This is a genomic window from Paraburkholderia sp. SIMBA_053 (assembly GCF_046534895.1).
Lineage (GTDB): Bacteria > Pseudomonadota > Gammaproteobacteria > Burkholderiales > Burkholderiaceae > Paraburkholderia > Paraburkholderia caledonica.
Map to the genome: position 1 here is coordinate 634,773 of NZ_JAWRXU010000003.1, position 22,385 is coordinate 657,157.

Here is a 22,385-nt window from a genome sequence, read left to right on the forward strand (position 1 = left end):
TGAACACACGTCTATTTTGCTATTTGGCGTTTCTGGCTCGGTGATATGCTTGAACAATCATCATTGTAACGGCTCGCCCCGTTCACAGGCTTACCCGCAACATGTGCCAACTTCTCGGAATGAACTGCGCCGCGCCGACGGACGTCACGTTCTCGTTCACCGGCTTTGCGGCGCGCGGCGGCGTCACCGACCACCACGCCGACGGCTGGGGCATCGCCTTCTTCGAAGACAAAGCATGTCGCCTGTTCATCGACCATCAATCGTCGGCCACCTCGCCGATCGCCGAAATGGTCAAGCGCTATCCGATCAAGTCGAAGAACACCATCGCGCATATTCGTAAGGCGACGCAAGGGCACATCCTGCTTGAAAACTGCCACCCGTTCATGCGCGAACTGTGGGGGCGCCACTGGATTTTCGCGCACAACGGCGATCTGAAAGACTTTTCGCCAGTACTCTCGGGCGTCTATCAGCCAGTCGGCACGACGGACAGCGAGCTTGCTTTTTGCGCATTGCTCGAAGGCCTGCGCAAGGCGTTTCCCGGCGCTCAGCAACCGCCGCTCAATGAACTCTTCGCCGCGCTCGAAACACTTACGCGCGAGATTACGCAGTTCGGCGTGTTCAATTTTTTGATGTCGAATGGTCAGGCGCTGTTCGCGCATTGCTCCACGCATCTGCACTACATCGTGCGGCGCTGGCCTTTTTCGACCGCGCATCTGGTCGACGCCGACGTCTCGATCGACTTCGCCAAATACACCACGCCCGAAGACCGCGTTGCAGTGATCGCGACGCAGCCGCTGACCGACAACGAAGTGTGGAGCGCGTTCGAACCCGGCGATCTGTTGATGTTCCAGCACGGCGACGTAATTGGCCGCGTCAATGTGCCTGTGCCGGCTTCGGTGCTGGAAAAGATGCGCAATCCCGCGCTGGATGCGTCCGCTTCGGCGAGTACGATCGCGGCGTCGGCGCCGGCCGCCCCCGCCATGGAAGTCGAAGTCGATCTCGAAGCGGCGGACGACGCCGCGGCGTTCGAGTCCTGATCACACCCGAATCAGCAGCGTTTCAGCCGCATTCCAGCAATAAAAAAGCCGCTCTTTCGAGCGGCTTTTTTTGTTGCGGCCCTGGCGGGCAGGTCGCATGCGAAACGACGCGACACTCGCAATCTCAGTGCAGGATCTTCGCGAGAAAATCCTTTGCGCGATCGGACTTCGGATTGGCGAAGAAGTCTTCCTTGCGGTCGTCTTCCACGATCAAGCCCTTGTCCATGAAGATCACGCGATGCGCGACCTTCTTCGCAAAACCCATTTCGTGCGTCACGCACATCATGGTCATGCCTTCCTGCGCAAGTTCGACCATCACGTCGAGCACTTCGTTGATCATTTCCGGGTCGAGTGCCGACGTGGGTTCGTCGAACAGCATCGCGATCGGATCCATCGACAACGCGCGCGCAATCGCCACACGCTGCTGCTGACCGCCCGACAACTGGCCCGGAAATTTGTCCGCATGCGCGCGCAGACCGACGCGATCGAGCAACTTCAGTCCCTTCGCGGACGCTTCGTCTTTCGAGCGGCCGAGCACCTTGATTTGCGCGAGCGTGAGGTTTTGCACGATCGACAGATGCGGGAACAGCTCGAAGTGCTGGAACACCATGCCGACCTTCGAACGCAGCTTCGACAGATTGGTTTTCTTGTCAGTCAGCGATTGACCGTTGATGACGATCTCGCCCTTCTGAAACGGCTCGAGACCATTGACGGTCTTGATCAGCGTCGACTTGCCGGAACCCGACGGTCCGCACACCACAACCACTTCACCTTTTTTGACTTCCGTCGTGCAGTCCGTCAGTACCTGAAACTGGCCGTACCACTTCGAAACATTCTTGATAGAGATCATCTTGCGACCTTTTTCTGAAGACCTTTGACGAGGCTCGACGCGATCACGCAGATCACGAAATAACACGCGCCCGCGAACAGTACCATTTCGACATTCGTGCCGTCACGATCGCCAATATTCGTGGCGGTGCGGAAGAAGTCGGCGAGGCTGATCACGTAGACGAGCGACGTATCCTGAAACAGCACGATGCCCTGCGTGAGCAGCAGCGGCACCATTGCACGGAACGCCTGCGGCAGCACCACGAGACGCATGGACTGCGCGTAGTTCATGCCGAGCGCGAACGACGCGTTGACCTGCCCGCGCGGCACGGACTGAATACCCGCGCGGATGATCTCGGAATAGTACGCCGCCTCGAACAGCGAGAAAGCGACCATTGCGGACGCGAGACGAATGTCGATATCCGGCGACAGGCCCAGCACGTTCTGCAGCACCTGCGGCACGATCAGGAAGAACCATAGCAGAACCATCACCAGCGGGATCGAGCGGAAAATCGTCACGTAACCCTTCGCGAACCACTCGAAAGGCTTGAACGACGACAACCGCAACATGGCGAGGACCGTGCCCCAGACAATGCCGATCACGATCGCGATGAGCGTGATCTTGAATGTGACCACCGCGCCGGTCCACAGCGTGGGCAGTGCACCGGGAATACCGCTCCAGTCGAAGTGGTGCATCACTTGCCTCCGATATAGCCGGGCAACCGGGTCTTGGCTTCGACCCAGCGCATCAGTTGCATCACGACCAGATTGATCAGCACGTAGGCCAGCGTGACCGCGATAAACGACTCATACGTCTGCGACGTGTAGTCGACGAGTTGGCGTGCCTGAGCGGACAGATCCAGCAGACCGATTGTGGACGCGACCGCCGAGTTCTTGAAGATATTCAGGAACTCCGACGTGAGCGGCGGCACGATGATCCGATACGCGACGGGCAGCAGCACATAGCGGTACGTCTGCCATTGCGTGAAGCCCATTGCGAGACCCGCGGCGCGCTGGCCGCGCGGCAATGCGTTGATGCCCGAGCGCACCTGCTCGCACACGCGCGCGGCGGTAAAGAGCCCGAGACAGATGATCGACGACGAGAAGAACTGCGCGCCAGGCGGCAGTTGCTTGAACCAGGTGCCCATCGAGACCGGCAGCAATTCGGGTATCACCAGATACCAGATGAAGAATTGCACGATCAGCGGGATGTTGCGAAAAATCGCGACGTAGAGCGTGCCGATGCCCGACGCCCATTTGTTCGGCACCGTGCGCAGCACGCCGAACAACGAACCGACGATCAACGCGATCACCCATGCCGACAACGACACGGTAATCGTCACCCAAAAGCCCGACAGCAGCCAGCCCAGATAGGTGGTCGGCTCGCCGGTGGAGACCGGACTCAGCAGAATGCCCCAGTTCCAGTGATATGACATGACCAAGACTCCAGCAAAAAGAAACGGAAGAAGCGCGTGGCCCCTTCCGTTTCGTTCAGCGTTTCAAAAAAACAGCTAAGGTTTAGTCGATCGCCTTGTCATTCGGGCTCTTGAAGAGCGCCTTGATGTCGTCGCTTTCCGGGAAGTTCAGGTTCAGGCCCTTCGGCGGAATCGGCGTTTCGAACCACTTCTTGTAAATCTGATCGGCTTCGCCCGAAGTTTCGACCTTCGCAATTGCGTCGTCGACAACCTTCTTGAACTCCGGATCGTTCTTGCGCAGCATGCAGCCGTAAGCTTCATGCGATTGCGGCGCGCCGACGATCACGAAATCGTTGGGCGTGTTCGATTTTGCGCGCTCGCCGGCGAGCAGCGCGTCGTCCATCATGAAGGCAGCAGCACGACCGGTGGACAGCGTCAGGAACGACTCGCCGTGGTCCTTCGCGCTGATGATGTTCATGCCCATGCTCTTGTCCTGATTCATCTTGCGAAGCAGGCGCTCGGATGTCGTGCCGGCGGTCGTGACGACCGTCTTGCCCTTCAGGTCGGCCCAGTCTTTGATGCCCGAATCTTTCTTGGTCATCAGACGCGTGCCGATCACGAAGATCGTGTTCGAGAACGCCACCTGTTGCTGGCGCTCTGCATTATTCGTGGTGGAGCCGCATTCCATGTCGACGGTGCCGTTCTGCACCAGCGGAATACGGTTTTGCGACGTGACCGGCGTCAGTTTCACCTTCAGGTTCGGCATGTTCAGCTTCTGCTTGACTGCGTCAACCACCTTCAGTGCGAATTCCTGCGAATAGCCAATGACGTTCTGTTTGTCGTCATAGTAGGAAAACGGAATCGACGATTCGCGATGACCCAGCGAAATCACGCCCGTGTCCTTGATTTTCTTCAGCGTACCGGCGTCTTGCGCGTGCGCGCCAACCGTAAACAGTCCGAGAGTCGCGAGCAGCAGCGCAGCTTTTTTAACCTTCATGTTTGATCTCCTTGGCAAGAACCGGCGCCAGTTTAGCAAAGTAATTATTCTGAAAGTATGGCTATAAACCATTGTTGTTGCGCGCACGCCGCTATTGCCTGGCGGCGCTTCGCACAGTAGGCCGGGGTTTCGGCATATACAAAGGCGGGCGGCATCGTAACGATGCCGCCCGCCGGGCAAAACACGCGCTCTTGTGGATCGCGTTCGAGCATGCGCATTCACGTGAAATGCGCGACGGATCGGTAAGGTAACAGACCCGCCGTTTCCTGCAGTTACAACCCGCGATCAGGGGTACAGGCCGCGCATTTCGCGCGCTTGCAAAATCCGCTTACACGCGACGATAAACGCCGCCGTTCTCACCGACACGTTCTGCTCGCTCGACACCTGCCACACAGCGGCAAATGCTTCGCGCATCACGCGTTCGAGGCGCTGGTTGATCTCGTCTTCGGTCCAGAAAAAGCTCGAGAAGTCCTGCACCCACTCGAAGTAAGACACCGTAACGCCACCTGCGTTGGCCACCACGTCCGGAATGACGAGGATGCCGCGATCGTGCAGGATGTCGTCGGCCGCCGTCGTGGTCGGGCCGTTTGCGCCTTCCACGACGATCTTCGTCTTGATCTTGCCGGCGTTCTTTTCGGTAATCTGGTTTTCCAGCGCAGCCGGGATCAGGATGTCGGATTCGACGGTCCAGAATTCTTCATTCGTGACCGCGTCGGCTTCAGGGAAACCACCGACGCCGCCCGTCTTCGCGACGTGATCGAGCAACGCAACCGCGTCGATACCGGTCGACTTGTAGAGCGATCCCGTGTGATCCTGCACCGCGACCACCTTCGCGCCCGCTTCCTGGAACAGACGCGCGGCAATCCCGCCGACATTGCCGAAACCTTGCACGGCAATGCGAGCTCCTTCGATGTCGAAGCCGATGCGGCGCGCCGCCTCGCAACCGACCACGAACACGCCGCGCCCCGTCGCTTCACGACGTCCGAGCGAACCGCCGAGCGTGATGGGCTTGCCGGTCACGACGCCGGTCGCCGTTTGGCCCTGGTTCATCGAATACGTGTCCATCATCCACGCCATGATCTGCTCGTTCGTGTTCACGTCCGGCGCGGGAATGTCGGTGTTCGGTCCGATGATGATGCCGATTTCGCTGGTATAGCGACGCGTCATGCGCTCCAGTTCGCCACGCGACAAGGTGCGCGGATCGACACGGATGCCGCCCTTCGCGCCGCCGTAAGGAACGTTCACCGCAGCATTCTTCACCGACATCCACGCGGACAGCGCCATCACTTCCGACAGCGTCACGTCCTGGTGATAACGCACACCGCCCTTGCCCGGACCGCGCGACACGTTGTGCTGCACGCGGTAGCCCTCGAAGTGCGCGACGGTGCCGTTATCGAGTTCGATAGGCACGTCGACGATCAGGATGCGCTTGGGGCGCTTCAGGGTTTCGAGCCAGCGGGACAACGAGCCGAGGTACGGCGCGACGCGGTCGACCTGGCGCAGGTAGTTACCCCAAGGGCCGAGGTCTTCGCTATTCAGGTAGGAGGGAACGGACTGCAACGTTGAGGCAGATTGTGCGACTTGCTGCTGGGAAGACATGAACGCTCCGGCGTTGTTCGAATAGCAGCATTGTCGAAAAACGCCGTTTTGAAATCCAATGCCGTTTCCTTATCCGATTATGTTTTTTTTGCATAACCTGCGAGAAGCCGCAAATTTGCGTCGTAGGCAAGCAGGTTGGTAACGGGTCGCTTCAAGCGCTGCCGTGCGCAAGTTCTTCCGACACCACGTCCCACAACTGCCGCACGAGGATTTGCCGCGCGTCGTCGCTCTTCGCGGCCAGCTTGTCCCGGTACAGACGAATTTCCATGGTCAGCGTGAGCTGGCCTTCGGGCGTGCCGCGCGTACCGCGGTCGAGCCGGATCAGCTTGCCGTCCGCGACCGCGTCTTCCACCGCGCTGTGCGGCAGGAAGGCGATGCCATGACCGGCCAGCGCCATCGCCTTGAGGCCTTCCGCCATGTCGGTTTCGTAGAGCCGGTCGAGATAGAGGCGTTCGTGCGCGTTCGCGAGAATCACCTCGGTCATGCGCCCGAGATACGCATTCGGCGTGTACGACAAATACGGCGTGGGCGCTTCGGCCGTGCCCGGCAACGTATGACGCGGCCGGCCTGCGCGCCCCGGCGCGGAGAATGGGCTGATCGGCTCGTTGCCTAGCGTCAGCATGTCGTAGCGGCCGGGATCGAGCGCGACTGGATGACTGGGATGGTGATAACCCATCATCAGATCGCAACCGCCTTCCACCAGCGACAGCGCCGCGTCGTGCACGTTGAGCGCGCGCAGCCGCGTATGGATCGGGCCCATCTGCGCCTCGATGCGTTGAAGCCAGCGCGGGAAGTACGTAAGCGACAGCGTGTGCGGCACGGCGAACTCGATGGTCGCTTGCGGCGTCGCTGTATGGCCACGCAGGAGCGCCCGGGCTTCGTGGAACTGCGACAGCATCGCGAGCGCCTGCTCGTTGAAGACCTGCCCCGCCGCCGTGAGCCGCGTCGGATAGACCGAGCGGTCGATCAGTTCGGTGCCGAGCCACGCCTCGAGCGCCTGAATGCGCCGCGAGAACGCCGGCTGCGTGACATGACGCAACTCAGCCGAGCGGCTGAAACTGCGCGTTTCCGCGAGCGAAACGAAGTCTTCCAGCCATTTCAGTTCCATGCGAGGCCTGCTGCCGGCGAGAAAGAAGAAGTCAGCATTCTAGTGGGTGTCGCAGCGGCGCCGGCGTTGGCGGCGAATGCTTTATCGCAGCTACGCCAAAAAATCGGATTTTGCCGATAGGCCCGCGCGCCGCGCGTCGCTATCTTGCGTCGGCGCGCGACGCGGGCGGTCAACCCTCATCGCGCTACACCGCCACCGCGGACACAGCCGGCACACATCGGTCGAACCATCTACTCACCTTGCCGCGCAACGCGGCCCCGCCCATGCCGCCACTCGTTTCGATCATCACGCCGACCGCCAATCGCGAGCACCTGCTGCCGGCCATCACGCGCTGCGTGTTGCGTCAGCGAGTCGACTGGGAATGGCTGATTCTTGATGACAGCGCCGTGCCGAGCGCCTATCTGCTGGCGCTGGCTTCGCAGGACGCACGCGTTCGCTATTTTCATTCGCCGGCGCGAATGTCGATCGGCTCGAAGCGTAACTTTCTGATCGGCGAAGCGCGCGGTACGGTGATCGCCCATTTCGACGACGACGACCACTATGCGCCGCATTACCTCGCCCATATGGTCTCGACGATGCGTGAAAACCGCGCCGATCTCGTCAAGCTGTCGGGCTTTTTCATGTATGCGCCGCACACGCGATTCTTCGGCTATATGGACCTCAACGCGAAAGTTGGCCTGCATTACGAACTGAGCGGCCAGTCGGTCAATCATGTGGAGTTCCACGAAAAAATGCAGATAGGCGCGGACTTCGTGCTGTTCTATGGCTTCTCATACGTGTACGAAAAGGCGCTGGCTGCGGTGTCCGCCTTCGACGATATCGACCTATGCGACGACGAAAGTTTTATCCGGCCCGTGGTCGAAGCAGGCCGCAAAGTCATTGCCGCGGACGATCCGCAGGCGAGTTGCTTGCATATCGTGCATCCGGGCTCGACGTCGCGCTGCTTCTCGCGCTACTCGATGCCTTCGTTCATCCTGCCTACGCTATTCCCTTGCTACGAAGGCTCGCCGGCTTGAGCGTTGCAGCCTTTCGTCGCGGAACGTTCAATGAAGGCCGGCGGCCGGCGCTCCGGCGGCCGGCGCTCCGGGCGGATGCTGCTCTAGTGGTAAAATTCGCGGTTCCCTTCCGTTCCGATCCGCTCACCGTGAGTTTAGTGAGCGCTCAACGCCCAGAGCCAGCCGCCATCATGTCCGACACCCGCCCCGACACCCTGTTCGCGCTGAATGCGCTTTCTCCGCTCGACGGACGCTATGCGTCGAAAACCGAAGCCCTGCGCGACTGGCTCTCGGAAGCCGCGTTCATGCGCAATCGCGTGACGGTCGAAATTCATTGGCTGATCGCCCTTTCGCGCGCGGGTTTCGCGGAAGTGCCGCGCTTCTCCGATGCCTCCGAGCAATTCCTGTTGCAACTGGCCGAGCGCTTCACCGCGCACGACGCCGCGCGCATCAAGGAAATCGAGCGCGTGACGAATCACGACGTGAAAGCGGTCGAGTACTGGCTGAAGGAATCGGTCAAAGGTCAGGAAGAACTGGAGCGCGCGAGCGAGTTCATCCACTTCGCGTGCACGTCGGAGGACATCAACAACACGTCGCACGGCCTGATGCTTGCGGGCGCCCGCGAACACGTCATTCTGCCGGCGCTGCGCACGGTGCATCAGAAGCTCGTTGCGCTCGCTCACGCGCAAGCGGAGCAGCCGATGCTCTCGCGCACGCACGGCCAGCCGGCTAGCCCGACCACGCTCGGCAAGGAGATCGCCAACGTGGCCGCGCGCCTCGAACGCGCGATCGACCGTATCGCGAAGGTCGAACTGCTCGGCAAGATGAACGGCGCGGTCGGCAACTTCAACGCGCATCTGTCGGCGTATCCGGAGTTCGACTGGGAAGCGTTCTCGCGTGAAGTGGTCGAACAGCGTCTGAAGCTCGCATTCAATCCGTACACGATCCAGATCGAGCCGCACGACTACATGGCCGAGCTGTTCGACGCGGTCGCGCGCGCAAATACGATCCTGCTGGATCTCGACCGCGACGTGTGGGGCTACATTTCGGTCGGCTACTTCAAGCAACGCACGAAGGCCGGCGAGATCGGTTCGTCGACGATGCCGCACAAAGTCAACCCGATCGACTTCGAAAACTCCGAAGGCAATCTGGGGCTCGCAAACGCTACGCTGCGACATCTCGCCGACAAGCTGCCTGTTTCGCGCTGGCAGCGCGACCTGACCGACTCCACGGTGCTGCGCAACATGGGCGTCGCGTTCGGTTACTCGCTGCTCGCGTACGACTCGCTGATCCGCGGTCTCGACAAGCTCGAAGTGAACGCACAACGCCTGAACGAAGACCTCGACAATTGCTGGGAAGTGCTGGCTGAGCCGGTGCAAACGGTGATGCGCCGCTACGGCATTGAGAATCCGTACGAGCAGTTGAAGGAGTTGACGCGCGGCAAGGGCATCACGCGCGAGGCGTTGCAAACGTTCGTGGGTGGCCTGGCCATTCCGCAAGACGCGAAAGACCGCCTGCTTGCCATGACGCCGGGTTCGTACATCGGCAAGGCCGTCGAACTGGCGAAGCGCATCCGCTAAAAGCCTTCGTCGCTCTACAGGTCAAAAAAAAGCCGCTCGATCGAGCGGCTTTTTTTATCTAACCGGCAAACACTGCGCCGGAGCTTACCGTTGTTGGACCTGCTTCAACACCTCGTCCACGATCTGTTCCGGCGACAGTTCAATGCTCACCGTCACTGCTTCGTCTGGCCCCGGCTCTTCGAGCGTATCGAGCTGGCTCTGCAGCAACGACGGATCGAAGAAGTGCCCGGTACGCGTGGTCAGACGTTGTTCCAACACCTCGCGCGAGCCCTTCAGATAGACGAAGCACACGTCCTTGTCGCCGTCGCGCAGAATGTCGCGATACGAGCGTTTCAGCGACGAACATGTGAACACCGCTGTCTCGCCCGCCTTCTGCTTTTCTTCGATCGCGGCGCGGATAGTTTTGAGCCACGGCCACCGGTCTTCGTCGGTGAGCGGAATGCCGTGGTGCATCTTCTCCTTGTTGGCGGCGCTGTGGAACGCGTCGCCGTCGGTGAACGCGCAGTGCAGGCGTTCCGCCAGCATCTCGCCAATTCTCGTTTTGCCGGCGCCCGACACGCCCATTGCGATCAAAATCATCAAAAACTCCTTACAGGACCGCCGCTAGCGCGAAGGTCAAGCCCAAACCCATCAACGAAATGATGGTCTCGAGGAGCGACCATGTCTTGAAGGTCTGCCCCACCGTCATACCGAAGTATTCCTTGATCAGCCAGAAACCGCCGTCGTTCACGTGCGAGAAAATCAGCGAGCCCGAGCCCGTTGCCAGCACGAGCAGTTCCGGCTTCACTTGCACACCGCTTGCCGCCGCGATTGGCGCGACGATGCCGCAGGCAGTGGTCATTGCGACCGTCGCCGAACCCGTAGCAAGACGGATCAGCGCCGCGACCAGCCAGCCGAACAGCAACGGCGACAAGTGCGCTGCAGTGGCTGCAGCAACGATTTCCTTCGAAATGCCGCTATCCATCAGCACGCGCCCGAAACCGCCGCCCGCGCCGACGATCAGCGTGATGCCCGCGATCGGCGCAAGACATTCGCCGCAGAATTTCTGAATCTGATCGCGATTGAAGCCACGGCTCGCACCGAAGGTCCAGAAGCTGACCAGCACCGCGATCAGCAGCGCGACGTCAGAGTTGCCGACGAAATGCAGCAGGTCGTTCGGCAAGGTCTTCGGCGTGAACACGAGGTCCGCCCAGCTACCCACCAGCATCAGGATCACCGGCAGCAAAACCGTGAAGAGCGTGATGCCGAAGCTCGGCAGTTCGCGCTTCGGCGCTGTGTTCGTTGCACCGTTCTTCGCCGCGTCGTCGTGACCGAGGAATTGCGCGGCCAGCGCGTTTTCTTGCGGCAGCTTGACGTAGCGGCTGATCAGCAGCGCAAACAGCGGACCGGCGACGATAGCCGTCGGCACGCCGATAATCAGGCCATAGGCGATCGTCTTGCCGATATCGGCGTGATACTGCTGCACCGCGAGCATTGCGGCCGGATGCGGCGGAATCAGCCCGTGCACGACGGACAGACCTGCGACCATCGGCAGGCCGACCAGCAGCAGCGATTTATTGGTGCGTTTTGCGACGTTAAAGGCAATCGGAATCAGCAGAACGAAGCCGACTTCAAAGAACACCGGCAGACCGACGATGATCGCGACGACCATCATCGCCCAGTGAATGTTTTTCTCGCCGAACCAGTTGATGAGCGTCGTTGCGATGCGTTCGGCGCCGCCCGATTCGGCCATCATCTTGCCAAGCATCGTGCCGAGGCCCACCACCACCGCGATGTGACCCAGCGTGTTGCCGTTGCCCGTTTCGAACGATTTGACGATGGTCGCCATCGGCATGCCGGACGCGAGCCCGAGCAGCAACGACACGATGATCAGAACGAGGAACGGATAGACCTTGTAGCGCGTGATCAACAAGATCAGCAAGGCAATGGCGATTACCCCGAATACCAGCAGCGTGCTGCCGTGAACAGCTTCCATGAAGCTCCTCCTTTTTGCGTTATTGATTGTGGGTGCGCAAGACAGCAGCCACCTCGTCTCATGGCGACGGCACGCATCAGAACTGTGCGAACCGCGCGGACGCTGAATTTTACTGTTTGTTGTCTCGAAATGCCCGCGAAACTAACGAGCATATTTGCAACGAAGCCTCGCCGCGACAGCCGGAGCGGCTGTATCGACGAGGCTTTTGCTTTCCTGGCTCGTTGACCGGGCTAGACGCGGCGGATAAGAACTAGTGAGCGGGCGCGGCCAACTGGCTCGCGGCGCGCGCGAGACGCGTGACTTCTTCCCAGTTCTGCGCGGCCAATGCAGCTTTCGGCGTGAGCCATGATCCGCCGACGCACACCACGTTCGGCAACGACAGGAAGTGCGTGGCCGTTTCCGCGGTGATGCCGCCGGTCGGGCAAAACTTCAGCGTTGGGAACGGGCCATGAAAAGCTTGCAGCATTGGCACACCACCCGCTTGCTGCGCCGGGAAAAACTTCACGATCTCGTAACCGAGTTCGAGCGCGGTGATGATGTCGCTCGGCGTCATCACGCCAGGCAGAAGCGGCAATCCGGCGTCCTGCGCAGCTTTGTGCATGTCCTTCGTGAGGCCCGGCGAGACACCGAACTGCGCGCCTGCTTTCTTCGCCTGAGCGCAGTGCTCGGGTCGGGTGATCGTGCCGACGCCGACCACGATGTCATCGGCAAGGTGGCTCGCGCGCTCAATCGCTTCCAGGCCGGCAGCCGTGCGCAGCGTGATTTCGAGCACCTTCACGCCGCCCGCATGCAATGCGCGCGACACGTGTTCGCCCTGCTCGGCGGAATCGAACGCTAGCACCGGAATCACCGGACCGAGGCGCACGATATCGCTTACTGTTTTCGACGTCATTGTCAAACTCCTTGATTCCGCAGTCGCCTGTTACGCCTGCTTAATTGGGTATAACTGGGTTCGGCTGGATTCAGCTGGGTTGCGTGATGCTGGTGTGGGACTTCTCGTGCTGGCTGGCTTGCGGAGCGCCATGCGTTGCGCGCCCGGATGCGTCCACAAGCGTCCCCTCGCCCACCATCGGCCCAAACACCGACGCGCCCTGCTCCGCAGGCGCTGCCGCCGCGCGAAACACACCGAACAGCTCGCGGCCGAAACCGACTTCGTTTTCCGCCTGATGCAGCGGCACAGCGTTCGGGCGCGCAGCCCACTCGGCCGGGTCGATTTCGATGTCGAGCACGCCGGCTTCGGCGTCGATCACCAGCATGTCGCCGCTGCGCACCTTGCCGATCGGCCCTTGCAGCAGTGCTTCCGGCGACAGATGGATCACCGCGGGCACCTTACCCGACGCTCCGGACATGCGCCCGTCCGTGACCAGCGCGACATGGAAACCTTGATCCTGCAACACACCGAGCAGCGGCGTCAAACGATGCAGTTCCGGCATGCCGTTTGCCCGCGCGCCCTGGAAACGCACCACGGCAATGAAGTCACGCTTCAGTTCGCCGTTATCGAACGCTTCCTGCACGGCTTCCTGCGAGTCGAATACGATGGCCGGCGCTTTCACCTTGCGATGCTGCTGCGCGACAGCAGAAATCTTGATCACGCCGCGTCCGAGCTTGCCCTGCATCAAACGCAGGCCGCCGTCTGCCTGGAAAGGCTCCTTGATGCCGCGCAACACCGCGGTGTCTTCGCTGGCCTGAACGCCGGGAACCCATTGCAGCTTGCCGTCGAGCAGCTTCGGTTCTTCCGTGTAGTGATGAAGGCCCTTGCCCGCCACCGTGTTGACGTCTTCATGCAGCAAGCCGCCTTCGAGCAGATTGCGCACCAAAAACGCCACGCCACCGGCGGCGTGGAAATGATTCACGTCGGCTTTGCCATTCGGATAGATCTTCGCGAGCAGCGGCACTGCTTGCGACAGCGTGTCGAAGTCGTCCCAATCGATCACGATGCCGGCGGCGCGCGCAATCGCGACGAGGTGCAGCGTGTGATTGGTCGAGCCGCCCGTCGCCAGCAGAGCGACGATACCGTTGACGATCGCTTTCTCGTCGATCACGTGACCAATCGGCATGTAGTGACCGCGCTCGACGGTCAGGTCGAGCACGCGGCGCGCGGCCTGCGCCGTCAACGCGTCGCGCAACGGCGTATGCGGATGCACGAAAGCCGAGCCGGGCAGATGCAGGCCCATGATTTCCATCAGCATCTGGTTGCTGTTCGCGGTGCCGTAGAACGTGCAGGTGCCGTGGCCGTGATAGGCGGCGGCTTCCGCTTCGAGTAGCGCGTCGCGGCCGCACTGGCCGGTCGCGAACTGCTGGCGCGTCTTGGCTTTGTCGTCGTTCGAAAGACCGCTCGTCATGGGGCCGGCCGGCACGAAGATGGTCGGCAGATGGCCGAACTGCAGCGCGCCGATCAACAGACCCGGCACGATCTTGTCGCAGATGCCGAGGCACAGCGCCGCGTCGAACATGTTGTGCGTAAGCGCAACCGCGGTGCTCATCGCGATGACTTCGCGCGAGAAGAGCGACAACTCCATGCCCGCGTTGCCTTGCGTAATGCCGTCGCACATGGCCGGCACGCCGCCCGCGAACTGAGCGACGCCGCCGTTCTCGCGCGCAGCCTGCTTGATGATGTCCGGGTAGTTTTTGTACGGCGCGTGAGCCGACAGCATCTCGTTATACGAGGAGACAATGCCGATGTTCGGTTCACGAATCTGCTTGATGACGAGCTTGTCATTGCCTTCCAGGCCCGCGAAACCGTGGGCCAGATTGGCGCAGGAAAGTGCGCCGCGCGCCGGGAACCTGCCCTGCGCCTCGTGAATGCGCGCGAGGTACGCCTCGCGAGTCGGCTTGCTGCGTTCGACCACGCGCTGCGTGACCTTTAACAATTGCGAATGCGGGGAAACCATCGGAGCTCCTTCGTCGCTGGCGGCAGGCGCGCGGACATGATGCGAGATAGATATCGCGGAGAGTCGAATCAACCAACGACGGCAATGTTAGTAGAAAAACTACACGTCCGCAATCGGATTCCCTGCTGCAATGCGACATCGAAAATTCCGCTCAACGCCTTGCTGACGGCTGTTCCGCGACATTCAGCAAAGAGCTAAGGGATAACACCTACGGCACAGATGTAGTTTTTGTACATACTAGGCAATCAGTTATAGTCCACGCATTCTTCAGCATAGTGCGAGATTTCCGATGATGCTGTCCCAGGTTGAAGAGATGCGCGAGCAGTTGCGCCCCTCCGAGCGCAAGCTGGCCGATTACGTGATCGAGGCGCCGCGCGAGGTACTCGATCTTTCGATGACGGAAGTCGCCGCGCGTGCGGGCGTGAGCCAGCCGACCATAGCGCGTTTTTGTCATGCGCTCGGCTTCTCGGGATTCCGCGAGTTCAAGATCCGGCTCGCGCAAGGCATTGCGACTGAAGTACCTGCCGTTTATCGGGACGTGCGCGCGGACGAACCGGCGCCGGGCGTCGCCGCCAAGGTGTTCGACCGGACGATCGGCGCGCTGATCCAAGTGCGCAACAATCTGTCGTCAGATAGTGTCGCGGCGGCGATCGACGTACTCGCGCAAGCAAAGCGGATCGAGTTCTACGGCGCCGGCGGTTCGGGTATCACCGCGCTCGACATGCAGCACAAGTTCTTCCGGCTAGGCATGCCTAGCGTCGCTTACTCGGACCCGCATACGTTCCTGATGTCGGCAGCGATGCTCGGCCAGGGCGACGTCGTGGTCGCGATTTCGAACACGGGGCGCACGCGCGATATCGTCGATGCAGCCAGGTCGGCTGTGGCGGGCGGCGCAAAAGTGATTGCCGTGACGCATGGCAACTCGCCGCTCGCGCGGATTGCGTCGGTAGGACTTTTCGCCAACATCGACGAAGACACCGATATCTTTTCGCCGATGACCTCGCGCACTTCGCATCTTGCGATCGGCGACATTCTCGCTGTGGGCGTCGCGCTGAAACGCGGGCCGGAGCTTGCGGAGAAACTGGCCGATGCGAAGGAACTGATTGCGCGCAGAAGGATCGGGACAGACGGATGAAGGGTTACGCAGCGGAGCAATCCGCGATCGCTGCGTGTTGCTTTACCCGAATGCAAAACGGGCTCCCGAGGGAGCCCGTTTGTTTTGTGTCGCTCGAAGGGACACCTGGGTAGTCACAAGTTTGCGTCGCCCGAGGTCAGCGCCATCAGCAAGCGGCCGCGAATGCGCGCGACCACCTCCGACCAGTCGCCGCCCGGAAGCCGACGGAACAGCCGCATCGTCGGATACCACGGACTGTCATTGCGTGTGTAGTGCCAGCGCCAGTCGCCGAAGAACGGCAGCATCAACCACACCGGCTTGCCCATTGCAGCCGCCACATGCGCGACCGACGTATCCACGGTCAGCACGACGTCGAGCGCGGCGATCGCGTTGGCGGTCTCGTCCATTGTGCGCAGCGAAGCGCCGACATCGTGGAAGTTCGGCAGGCGCTTCGCGTAGTCCGCAGCTTCGTCGGCACCTGCGCCCTTCTGCAAACTGAAGAACTCCGCGTCATCTACCTTGAACAGGTCGTCCAGCACAGAAAGCGACGGCAATGACCGCTGCCTGTCGTTCTCATGGGTCGGCGCGCCTTTGAACACGACGCCCACTTTCAGCTTGCTCTTACTTTCCGTCAACGCAGCGAACCCGGTTGTGCCCGGCGCGTGCAGGTATGGCACCGACTTCGGCAACGCTTGGAGGTCCAACGCGACGTGAGCGGGAATCGCATGCGGAAACACCCAGTAGTCGTGCGGCGGCAACTCGGCGGCTTGCGCGACGCTGAGCACCGTGTCGGCCTCTCCTGAGCGTTCGAACAAGGTGACGAGCGGTGCCTGACATATCACCGACACCTGCGCAGCGCCACATTGCTCACGCAGAATACGCGCGAATCGCAAGAAGAATATTTCGTCGCCGAGACCGAACTCGCTCCATATCACGATCGACTTCCCGCCAAGCGGCTCGCCGGACCAGGCACGAATCGTCGACGGCGGTTGCACTGTCGTGCGGCGCTGCCATCCGAACTTGCTCATCCACGATTCGCGCGTGCGGAAACCTTCCTGTATCTTGCCTCGCGCGATGGTGTGCAACGCGTGATAGAGCCGCGGCAGATGCTGATCCGGCAGACATTCGATGCATTGAGCCCACAGTCGGTCGATATCTTCGATCAGATCCCAGCGCAACCATGCAAGCATCGCACCGTGATAGACCTCGAAACGGTAGGGATACGTTTTCACGGCGAGTCGCCAGGCACGCAGACTTTCCTGCGCGTCTCGCGCCTTCGACGCAACGTTCATCATGTCGCGCGCGCTCGGTACCGCGCGCTTTCGCAGCACGATTTCGATCGCACATTCGGCGAGGCCACGCGCTGTCTGATCGACATGCGCACGCCGCTCATCGTAATTCTCACGCACCAGAGTTACGCGTTCGCACGACGCGACCGGCGCGAATGCACGCACCAGATCCAGCACGTTCACTGAGCCCGGCAGCGTTTTCTCCGGTTTGCAGATCGTGAAGCTGACCTTGTGCTCGCGATTGAACGGGCTCGGCCACTTGCCCTTCTCATACAGATCTTCGTCGGGAACAGTCAGGATCGCATAGCCGCCCGGCTTGAGCAGTTCCAGCCATCTGGCCAGTCCCTGAAACGGATTGGCCAGGTGTTCGAGACAATGACTCGAGTGCACGAAGTCGAACGATGCGTCCGGTGCGCCCGCCATGCGAAGCGCGTCGCCTTGCGCCTTGTCCCAGGACATGATCTCCGTCACGCGCGGAAAGGCGTGTGCATGCGCGTTCAGCGGGTCGTCGCCGGCGCCGATGTCAATGCCTTTGCCCGCGAAGTAGTGCTGCTGGAACGACGGGTCGCGTGCGCGACGCATAGCGGATTTGCTGGTCTCTTTCATGTTCGTCTCACTGCGCTCCATGCAGCTTGTCGAGCCACAACGCTTGCATACGCTCACCCAGGATTTCCGGACGTCCGTGGAAGATCAGTTTTTCAATGGCCTTCGGGCCTGCCATTGCCGCGGCCAACTCGCGGCGTTCGTGCGCGTTTTCAATCAGACGCAGCGCGGATGCCTTGTATTCGTCGTTCGTCTTCGTGATGGTCCACTCGGGAAAACCGAGGCGGCGGAACATACCTTCGTCGATATGTTCATGCACTTCGCGGCCTGTCTTGCAGACACCCACGAGCCCGGCCCAGACCGTATCGACGATTCCGTTCGTGTTGCCGAACGGGAACGGGTTCAGGAACATGTCGCAACCGGCGATCACCTTCATGTAACCGGCGTAGCCCTGATGCTTGTGAACGACAGCATTTTTCCCAAGCAATCGACGTATCAGGTTGCGCACCTGCGGGAATACGAGACCCGTCGCCTGACCTACCAGGAAATGGAACTCCACTGGCACGCTTGCTTCGCGGGCGATCGCTGCGCACGTGTGCAGGAAACCTGGGTTGAGCTTGATCGTCGTGCCCGCCACTGCAATTTTCACGACATTAGACGGCTCTTTCTCAGCCGACAGTTCCAGTTCTAGCATGGCGGCCGGCGCGCGATACGGCATGCCGTCAGAGGGCAGCTTCAACAGCTTTTCGCTGAAGCATGCTTCGTCGCCCACATAGTCTTCTTCGACCACGACGTAATCCATTGCATGACCGTGTGTCGTGGCCGGATGACCCAGCGCCATCAATTGCAAAGGCGCGACGCGCAGGCACGCGAGGACCATCGTGATCGGGAACATGCCGACGCTCGGCATGTACATCTGCTGCGCGTTGCGCGCTTCGCTCGTGTCCCGCACATGACGCGCGGCTTCCCACACGTTCGCGCCTTGCAGCGGAATGAACTCATGAAATACCGCCTTGCCGGCGCCGTCAACACGGCCGTCGTAGCCCATGCCGATCAGGTGAAACTTGTCACGCATCGCGACGAGCGTCTGCGAATGCGTGCGATAGATGGAGTGGTTCTTCGAGAACCATTCGAGCACGACCAGGAGCACCGGCTTCTCACCCTCGACACGAGCAGCCGTGCGCGTCACGTCCGAAATGCCTAGCGACTCGAGCTTGCGGCGAATCAGCGCGTTGATCGGCTTCTTGATGTCGTGCTTGGCTGCCATGTCCGCGTAGCTGCAGTGCATGTAGACGTCGTGCAAGACGCCCATCGGCAGAGAATCGATGCTATCGATCTGCTCCAGCCGCTCGGGCAACCAACGCAGCAGCAGTTCGCGCTTCTGGTGCGCCGACGGCGTGCCGAGAAAACGCGACGACATGATCGTCATCGCAAGAGATGCCGCCATCGTCTTGTCGAGTTTCCACAGAGCGTCCCAGTCGAGACGGACTTCCGACTCGGGCAGATAAAACAGCTGGAACTTGCGGACTTCGCTGTTGCGCAGCTCGATGGCGTTGCGCGCGTGCTCGTCGACGCCAAGCGAGCGAAGAATATGATCGGCGTTGCGGAATGGGCTCGCAGCAAACATCGCGGCAAGCCAACGCTGGAACAAGGCCGTGCGAACGATACCTGCGTCGGAGAACGTGAACTTCGGATCAGTCACGAGGCTCGTAATCGCGGACGTGAGACGTGCGAGCAGGTGATCGTCCATGATGTCCTGCGCTTCATTCGATTGAGCCCAGACGTCGACGTCCATCAGGATGCCGTAATGCTGGTCGATCTTGCTGAGCAGCTGAAGCAGTTCACGGCTCGCCTTTTCGTGCTCACGGCGATAGCAAAGATATTCGAATTTGTTGATGCTGAATTTCATGACGCTCTCCGGGAGGGATGATGTATTGCTTGCGATGAGGTGATCGGTGCGCGAGGCGGCATCGATCGTTAATGTTTCCAGGTGACCGACAGCCAGTACTGCAGCGGCTTCTTGCCGGGGTCGACCCATGAAGCCGAGGAAAATCCATAGGGTTTCGATACCGAGGCCGAGACGGTCGCGCCGATCGGCGTAAGCCAGTCCACGCTCGCGCCGTAGCCGGCTAGCGTTCGGCTGTTGGTGACGTTGGGAACGCCGACGTAGCTTTGCTCCCAATGAGCCCACGGCGAGTGATTCACGCGGCCGACAGCGAAGTCTGTGAACACGCCGAACTGGAGCTGGTGGCCCGTGGCGACAGGAATCCGCTGATACAGCCCCGCGTTGACGATCACGCCGTCGTCGAACGAAACTTCGTCTGTCCGATAGGCGCGGACTGCGTCTGGACCGCCCGCCGTGAGCTTTTCGCTGGAGTCCAGATTGCGGCTTGCGAATTGCGAATTGACGCGGCCCGTCAGGAAGAGATTGCCGCTGCGCGTCAGCGCGTAGGTGCCGAAACCGAAACCGGTGAGCTTCGCGTAGTTGCCTGCGCGGTGCGGTCCGGCGTCGAGCGCGGGCTCGTCGTTGCGCTGATGACCGAGCGTCAAGGCTGCCTGTCCGCTCAAGATGTTCGTGCGCAGTTGCTGCGGACGGTCGCCGTTGTCCGCTTGCACCGACAGCCGTACAGAATCGAGCGTGCTGTGCGCAGCGAATCCGAAGTCCTTGTATGTCGTCGCAGCCTGGCTGTGCAGAAGCGACGCTGCGCCCCAGACGTTCGCGTCCAGACCACGCATGAACGGATAAAGCACGCCAGCCTGAGCAGTGGTCGCGACGCCTGCGACCGGGGTTCCTGCGTTGATCGAGTACTGCTGGCGCGTGACGCCGCCCGTCAGACGCAGACCGTCGTCGAAGATCGGCACGCTGCCAGTCAGCGAGCCCGTCCACATCTTCTTGTCGGTGGCCATGAGCGTGAATGCGTAGCTCTCGCCGGCGCCGAAGTAGTTGTTTCCCGAAGCGGTGACGCCAAACCGATAGCTGCCGGTGGACTCGATACCCTGGTTGTCCATGATCAAGTCGGCCTGCATCGGCTTACCTTTCGCAGCAATGCTGAACACCACGTCGATGTCGCCTACGCCCGAGCCGGGCGCAATCTGTGGCGCTTTTTCGATCGCGACGCCCGGCACGTCCTGCAGCAACTGCGTGGAGCGTTCAAGGTGCGGCGTGCTCAGCACGCAGATGCCGTTGATCGGATCGCCGTTGCACAACGCGTGTGAAATGAGGCGCTGCAGGCGGGCATCGTCGACGCGGGATTTGTTTTGGACCACGATTTTCCGGATTCTTCCGGGATAAACCGCGAACACCGGTTGGGCGCCTCGTTGGGCGGCGCGCCAGTCGTCGTCGGTCATCAACACCTGGGCGACCGGGAAGCCGCCCTGACGCAGCGCGTCCGTCAGACGTTCGGACCAGAGATTCACATCCCCAACGTTCGCGGGAGCAGCGCCGAGCATTGCCGCTTTCTCGCGCAACACCTTGGTCATGGCTGCCTCTTCGCGGCTACCTGCGGGAATCACCTTGAAAGCAACGGCTGCCTGAACGGCGGGCAGACTGGCATTCACAGTTGCGACAGGCTCGGCGTGAGCAACTCCTGCCGTCAAAAATGGCAAAACCCACATTGCGCGAGTTATTTGCCGATTTACTTTGCTTTTCTGCGACAACATCGAATTAACCTTGCACTCAGATTAAATACCATGGCGTCACGATTTACGGATTTTCTGCCGAAACTGCGTCGCCCCATACATAAGAGATTAAGAGTCGGGCGTTTCGAAGCGAATAGGACTATTCCAAAAAAACTCTGAGCATCGTAAAAAAGATTTTCGGATCTGCGCGGGTGCTGTGGAGCGCCCTTACGGGAGTTTTGGAAGTGCCACAGGCACAATTACCACAGTAAATAGGACTATTCCTATTAATCTTGTTTGTTGAAGTTTTTTTGGTCTGTCAATGCATCGAAAAGCGAACAAACACAGCGTTCATTAATGCCCAACGTCATTGGGAATTCGGAATAAAAAAGGGCGGTGCATATAGCACCGCCCTCTATCGACGAAACACGAACTTGCTGGGCTGATCGTCCTACTGCAGACGATCAGCCAGTTGCCGTCTCATCGCGCCTCAACATGCTTTACAGCCGGCGCGGTGCAGGTTGTCAGGCTGCGCCCTGGATCGAGGCGCGTGCCGGGCTGCCCGTGGGCGCGAGGCCCATTTTCAGCCAGCCATGCGACTTGACCACGTACGCCTTGCCGTCCTTCACGCCGCTTTCCGTGTAGAAGTACTCATGCGTCTGCATGTTGACGGACAGGTCCGCCTTCGTCTTCTGCTGCGGATCTTCGTACGTGAAGTGCTTCACGCCTTCCGCGCCGTCGCGGTACGCCAGATGACGGTCCAGTGCACCAGCGTGCGTGAACAACTGCACGTCGGCAGAGTTCGTCGTCATGTCGACCGTGACGTGCTCCAGCTCGGCATCTGCCCAGAACACCGGGTCACCGGATTCGAGCGTCAACGCCTGCTCGGATTCCAGATACCAGTGGGCCGACAGCATGTCGCTCATGAAATAGGCCGCTGCGCCGCCAATTCCGATCGCGCCAATTGCGCCCGCTGCAATGCCACCGCTACCGCCGCTCGAACCACCGGCTGATGCGGCGCCACCATTGTCGACAGGAGGCGTGTTACCGCCGTTGTCGACCGGCGGCGTGTTGCCTCCGTTGTCACCGCCGTTGTTGCCGCCGCTATTGCCGCCATTGTCACCGCCGTTGTTGCCTCCACTGTCGCCGCCGTTGCTACCGCCGTTGTCGCCGGGGGTCAATATGGTGCCGTTGTCGATGATGACAACCGTGCCGTTGTCCGTCACGTTCACGTTGCCGTCGATGATCGTCCCGTTGCCGTTCGTCGAGTTACCCGAGATTTCGCCCGAGCCGTTGCCGGAGATGTTGATCGAACCGTCCGGATCGACGATCACGCCCGTGCCATCAGTCGAGTTGCCGCTGATGTTGATCGTGCCGTTGTCCGTCGTGTTGATCG

Annotated in this window: 18 protein-coding genes and 1 pseudogene; 4 read left to right on the top strand and 15 right to left on the bottom strand. The window is 60.7% G+C overall.

Translation table 11 applies throughout. From position 1 onward, the window contains the following. Positions 1-101: 101 nt before the first annotated feature. Complete coding sequence (locus SB753_RS14965) at positions 102-1,037, top strand: class II glutamine amidotransferase (protein WP_410800512.1); 936 nt, start codon at positions 102-104, stop codon at positions 1,035-1,037. A gap of 124 nt (positions 1,038-1,161) precedes the next feature. Here the strand turns inward: SB753_RS14965 and SB753_RS14970 are convergent, their stop codons facing one another. From SB753_RS14970 to SB753_RS15000, 7 genes are all read right to left on the bottom strand, one after another. Continuing rightward, positions 1,162-1,887 (bottom strand): amino acid ABC transporter ATP-binding protein, encoded by a 726-nt coding sequence (locus SB753_RS14970; RefSeq protein WP_020069309.1) that lies wholly within the window; start codon positions 1,885-1,887, stop codon positions 1,162-1,164. After that, a complete protein-coding gene (gltK, locus tag SB753_RS14975; protein WP_020069310.1) occupies positions 1,884-2,561 on the bottom strand; it encodes a glutamate/aspartate ABC transporter permease GltK in 678 nt (225 codons plus the stop codon). Before gltK ends, SB753_RS14970 begins: the two co-directional genes overlap by 4 nt. Beyond that, the gene (locus SB753_RS14980) at positions 2,561-3,301 is read right to left on the bottom strand and encodes an amino acid ABC transporter permease (RefSeq protein WP_020069311.1); all 741 of its coding nucleotides are present in this window, start codon (positions 3,299-3,301) and stop codon (positions 2,561-2,563) included. The genes gltK and SB753_RS14980 overlap by 1 nt, the downstream gene beginning before the upstream one ends. Positions 3,302-3,383: 82 nt before the next feature. Continuing rightward, positions 3,384-4,277, bottom strand: a complete 894-nt coding sequence (locus SB753_RS14985; RefSeq protein WP_020069312.1) for a glutamate/aspartate ABC transporter substrate-binding protein — start codon at positions 4,275-4,277, stop codon at positions 3,384-3,386. A 44-nt stretch (positions 4,278-4,321) separates the two neighbouring features. Beyond that, positions 4,322-4,489 carry a hypothetical protein gene (locus SB753_RS14990; RefSeq protein ID WP_354460456.1) on the bottom strand — a complete coding sequence of 56 codons (168 nt, stop codon included), beginning with the start codon at positions 4,487-4,489 and terminating at the stop codon, positions 4,322-4,324. Positions 4,490-4,562: 73 nt separating this feature from the next. Next, a complete protein-coding gene (locus tag SB753_RS14995) occupies positions 4,563-5,876 on the bottom strand; it encodes a Glu/Leu/Phe/Val family dehydrogenase (protein ID WP_020069313.1) in 1,314 nt (437 codons plus the stop codon). Positions 5,877-6,027: 151 nt separating this feature from the next. Continuing rightward, positions 6,028-6,984 (bottom strand): LysR family transcriptional regulator, encoded by a 957-nt coding sequence (locus tag SB753_RS15000; RefSeq protein WP_020069314.1) that lies wholly within the window; start codon positions 6,982-6,984, stop codon positions 6,028-6,030. A gap of 263 nt (positions 6,985-7,247) precedes the next feature. Between SB753_RS15000 and SB753_RS15005 the strand changes: the two genes are divergently transcribed. Together SB753_RS15005 and purB are read left to right on the top strand one after the other, a co-directional pair. Further along, the gene (locus SB753_RS15005) at positions 7,248-8,000 is read left to right on the top strand and encodes a glycosyltransferase family 2 protein (RefSeq protein WP_410800513.1); all 753 of its coding nucleotides are present in this window, start codon (positions 7,248-7,250) and stop codon (positions 7,998-8,000) included. 170 nt (positions 8,001-8,170) lie between these two features. Next, positions 8,171-9,559, top strand: a complete 1,389-nt coding sequence (purB, locus tag SB753_RS15010) for an adenylosuccinate lyase (RefSeq protein ID WP_020069316.1) — start codon at positions 8,171-8,173, stop codon at positions 9,557-9,559. Between the two features lie 84 nt (positions 9,560-9,643). On the opposite strand, the gene SB753_RS15015 is transcribed toward purB, so the two are convergent. The 4 genes from SB753_RS15015 to edd form a co-directional block, all read right to left on the bottom strand. After that, complete coding sequence (locus SB753_RS15015) at positions 9,644-10,138, bottom strand: gluconokinase (RefSeq protein WP_020069317.1); 495 nt, start codon at positions 10,136-10,138, stop codon at positions 9,644-9,646. A 10-nt stretch (positions 10,139-10,148) separates the two neighbouring features. Beyond that, entirely contained in the window at positions 10,149-11,534 is a 1,386-nt protein-coding gene (locus tag SB753_RS15020) for a GntP family permease (protein ID WP_020069318.1), read from the bottom strand. A 250-nt stretch (positions 11,535-11,784) separates the two neighbouring features. Next, a complete protein-coding gene (eda, locus tag SB753_RS15025; RefSeq protein ID WP_020069319.1) occupies positions 11,785-12,426 on the bottom strand; it encodes a bifunctional 4-hydroxy-2-oxoglutarate aldolase/2-dehydro-3-deoxy-phosphogluconate aldolase in 642 nt (213 codons plus the stop codon). Positions 12,427-12,496: 70 nt separating this feature from the next. After that, positions 12,497-14,425, bottom strand: a complete 1,929-nt coding sequence (edd, locus tag SB753_RS15030; protein ID WP_410800514.1) for a phosphogluconate dehydratase — start codon at positions 14,423-14,425, stop codon at positions 12,497-12,499. Between the two features lie 289 nt (positions 14,426-14,714). Between edd and SB753_RS15035 the strand changes: the two genes are divergently transcribed. Next, the gene (locus tag SB753_RS15035) at positions 14,715-15,560 is read left to right on the top strand and encodes a MurR/RpiR family transcriptional regulator (protein WP_087752256.1); all 846 of its coding nucleotides are present in this window, start codon (positions 14,715-14,717) and stop codon (positions 15,558-15,560) included. Positions 15,561-15,673: 113 nt separating this feature from the next. On the opposite strand, the gene SB753_RS15040 is transcribed toward SB753_RS15035, so the two are convergent. From SB753_RS15040 to SB753_RS15055, 4 genes and pseudogenes are all read right to left on the bottom strand, one after another. Beyond that, entirely contained in the window at positions 15,674-17,434 is a 1,761-nt protein-coding gene (locus SB753_RS15040; protein WP_410800515.1) for a methyltransferase domain-containing protein, read from the bottom strand. 7 nt (positions 17,435-17,441) lie between these two features. Beyond that, the gene (locus SB753_RS15045) at positions 17,442-19,280 is read right to left on the bottom strand and encodes a peptide transporter (RefSeq protein WP_410800516.1); all 1,839 of its coding nucleotides are present in this window, start codon (positions 19,278-19,280) and stop codon (positions 17,442-17,444) included. A 68-nt stretch (positions 19,281-19,348) separates the two neighbouring features. Further along, positions 19,349-20,929 carry a ShlB/FhaC/HecB family hemolysin secretion/activation protein gene (locus SB753_RS15050; RefSeq protein ID WP_410800517.1) on the bottom strand — a complete coding sequence of 527 codons (1,581 nt, stop codon included), beginning with the start codon at positions 20,927-20,929 and terminating at the stop codon, positions 19,349-19,351. A 584-nt stretch (positions 20,930-21,513) separates the two neighbouring features. Beyond that, positions 21,514-22,385 (bottom strand): annotated as a pseudogene (locus SB753_RS15055) (hypothetical protein); the annotation flags it as partial.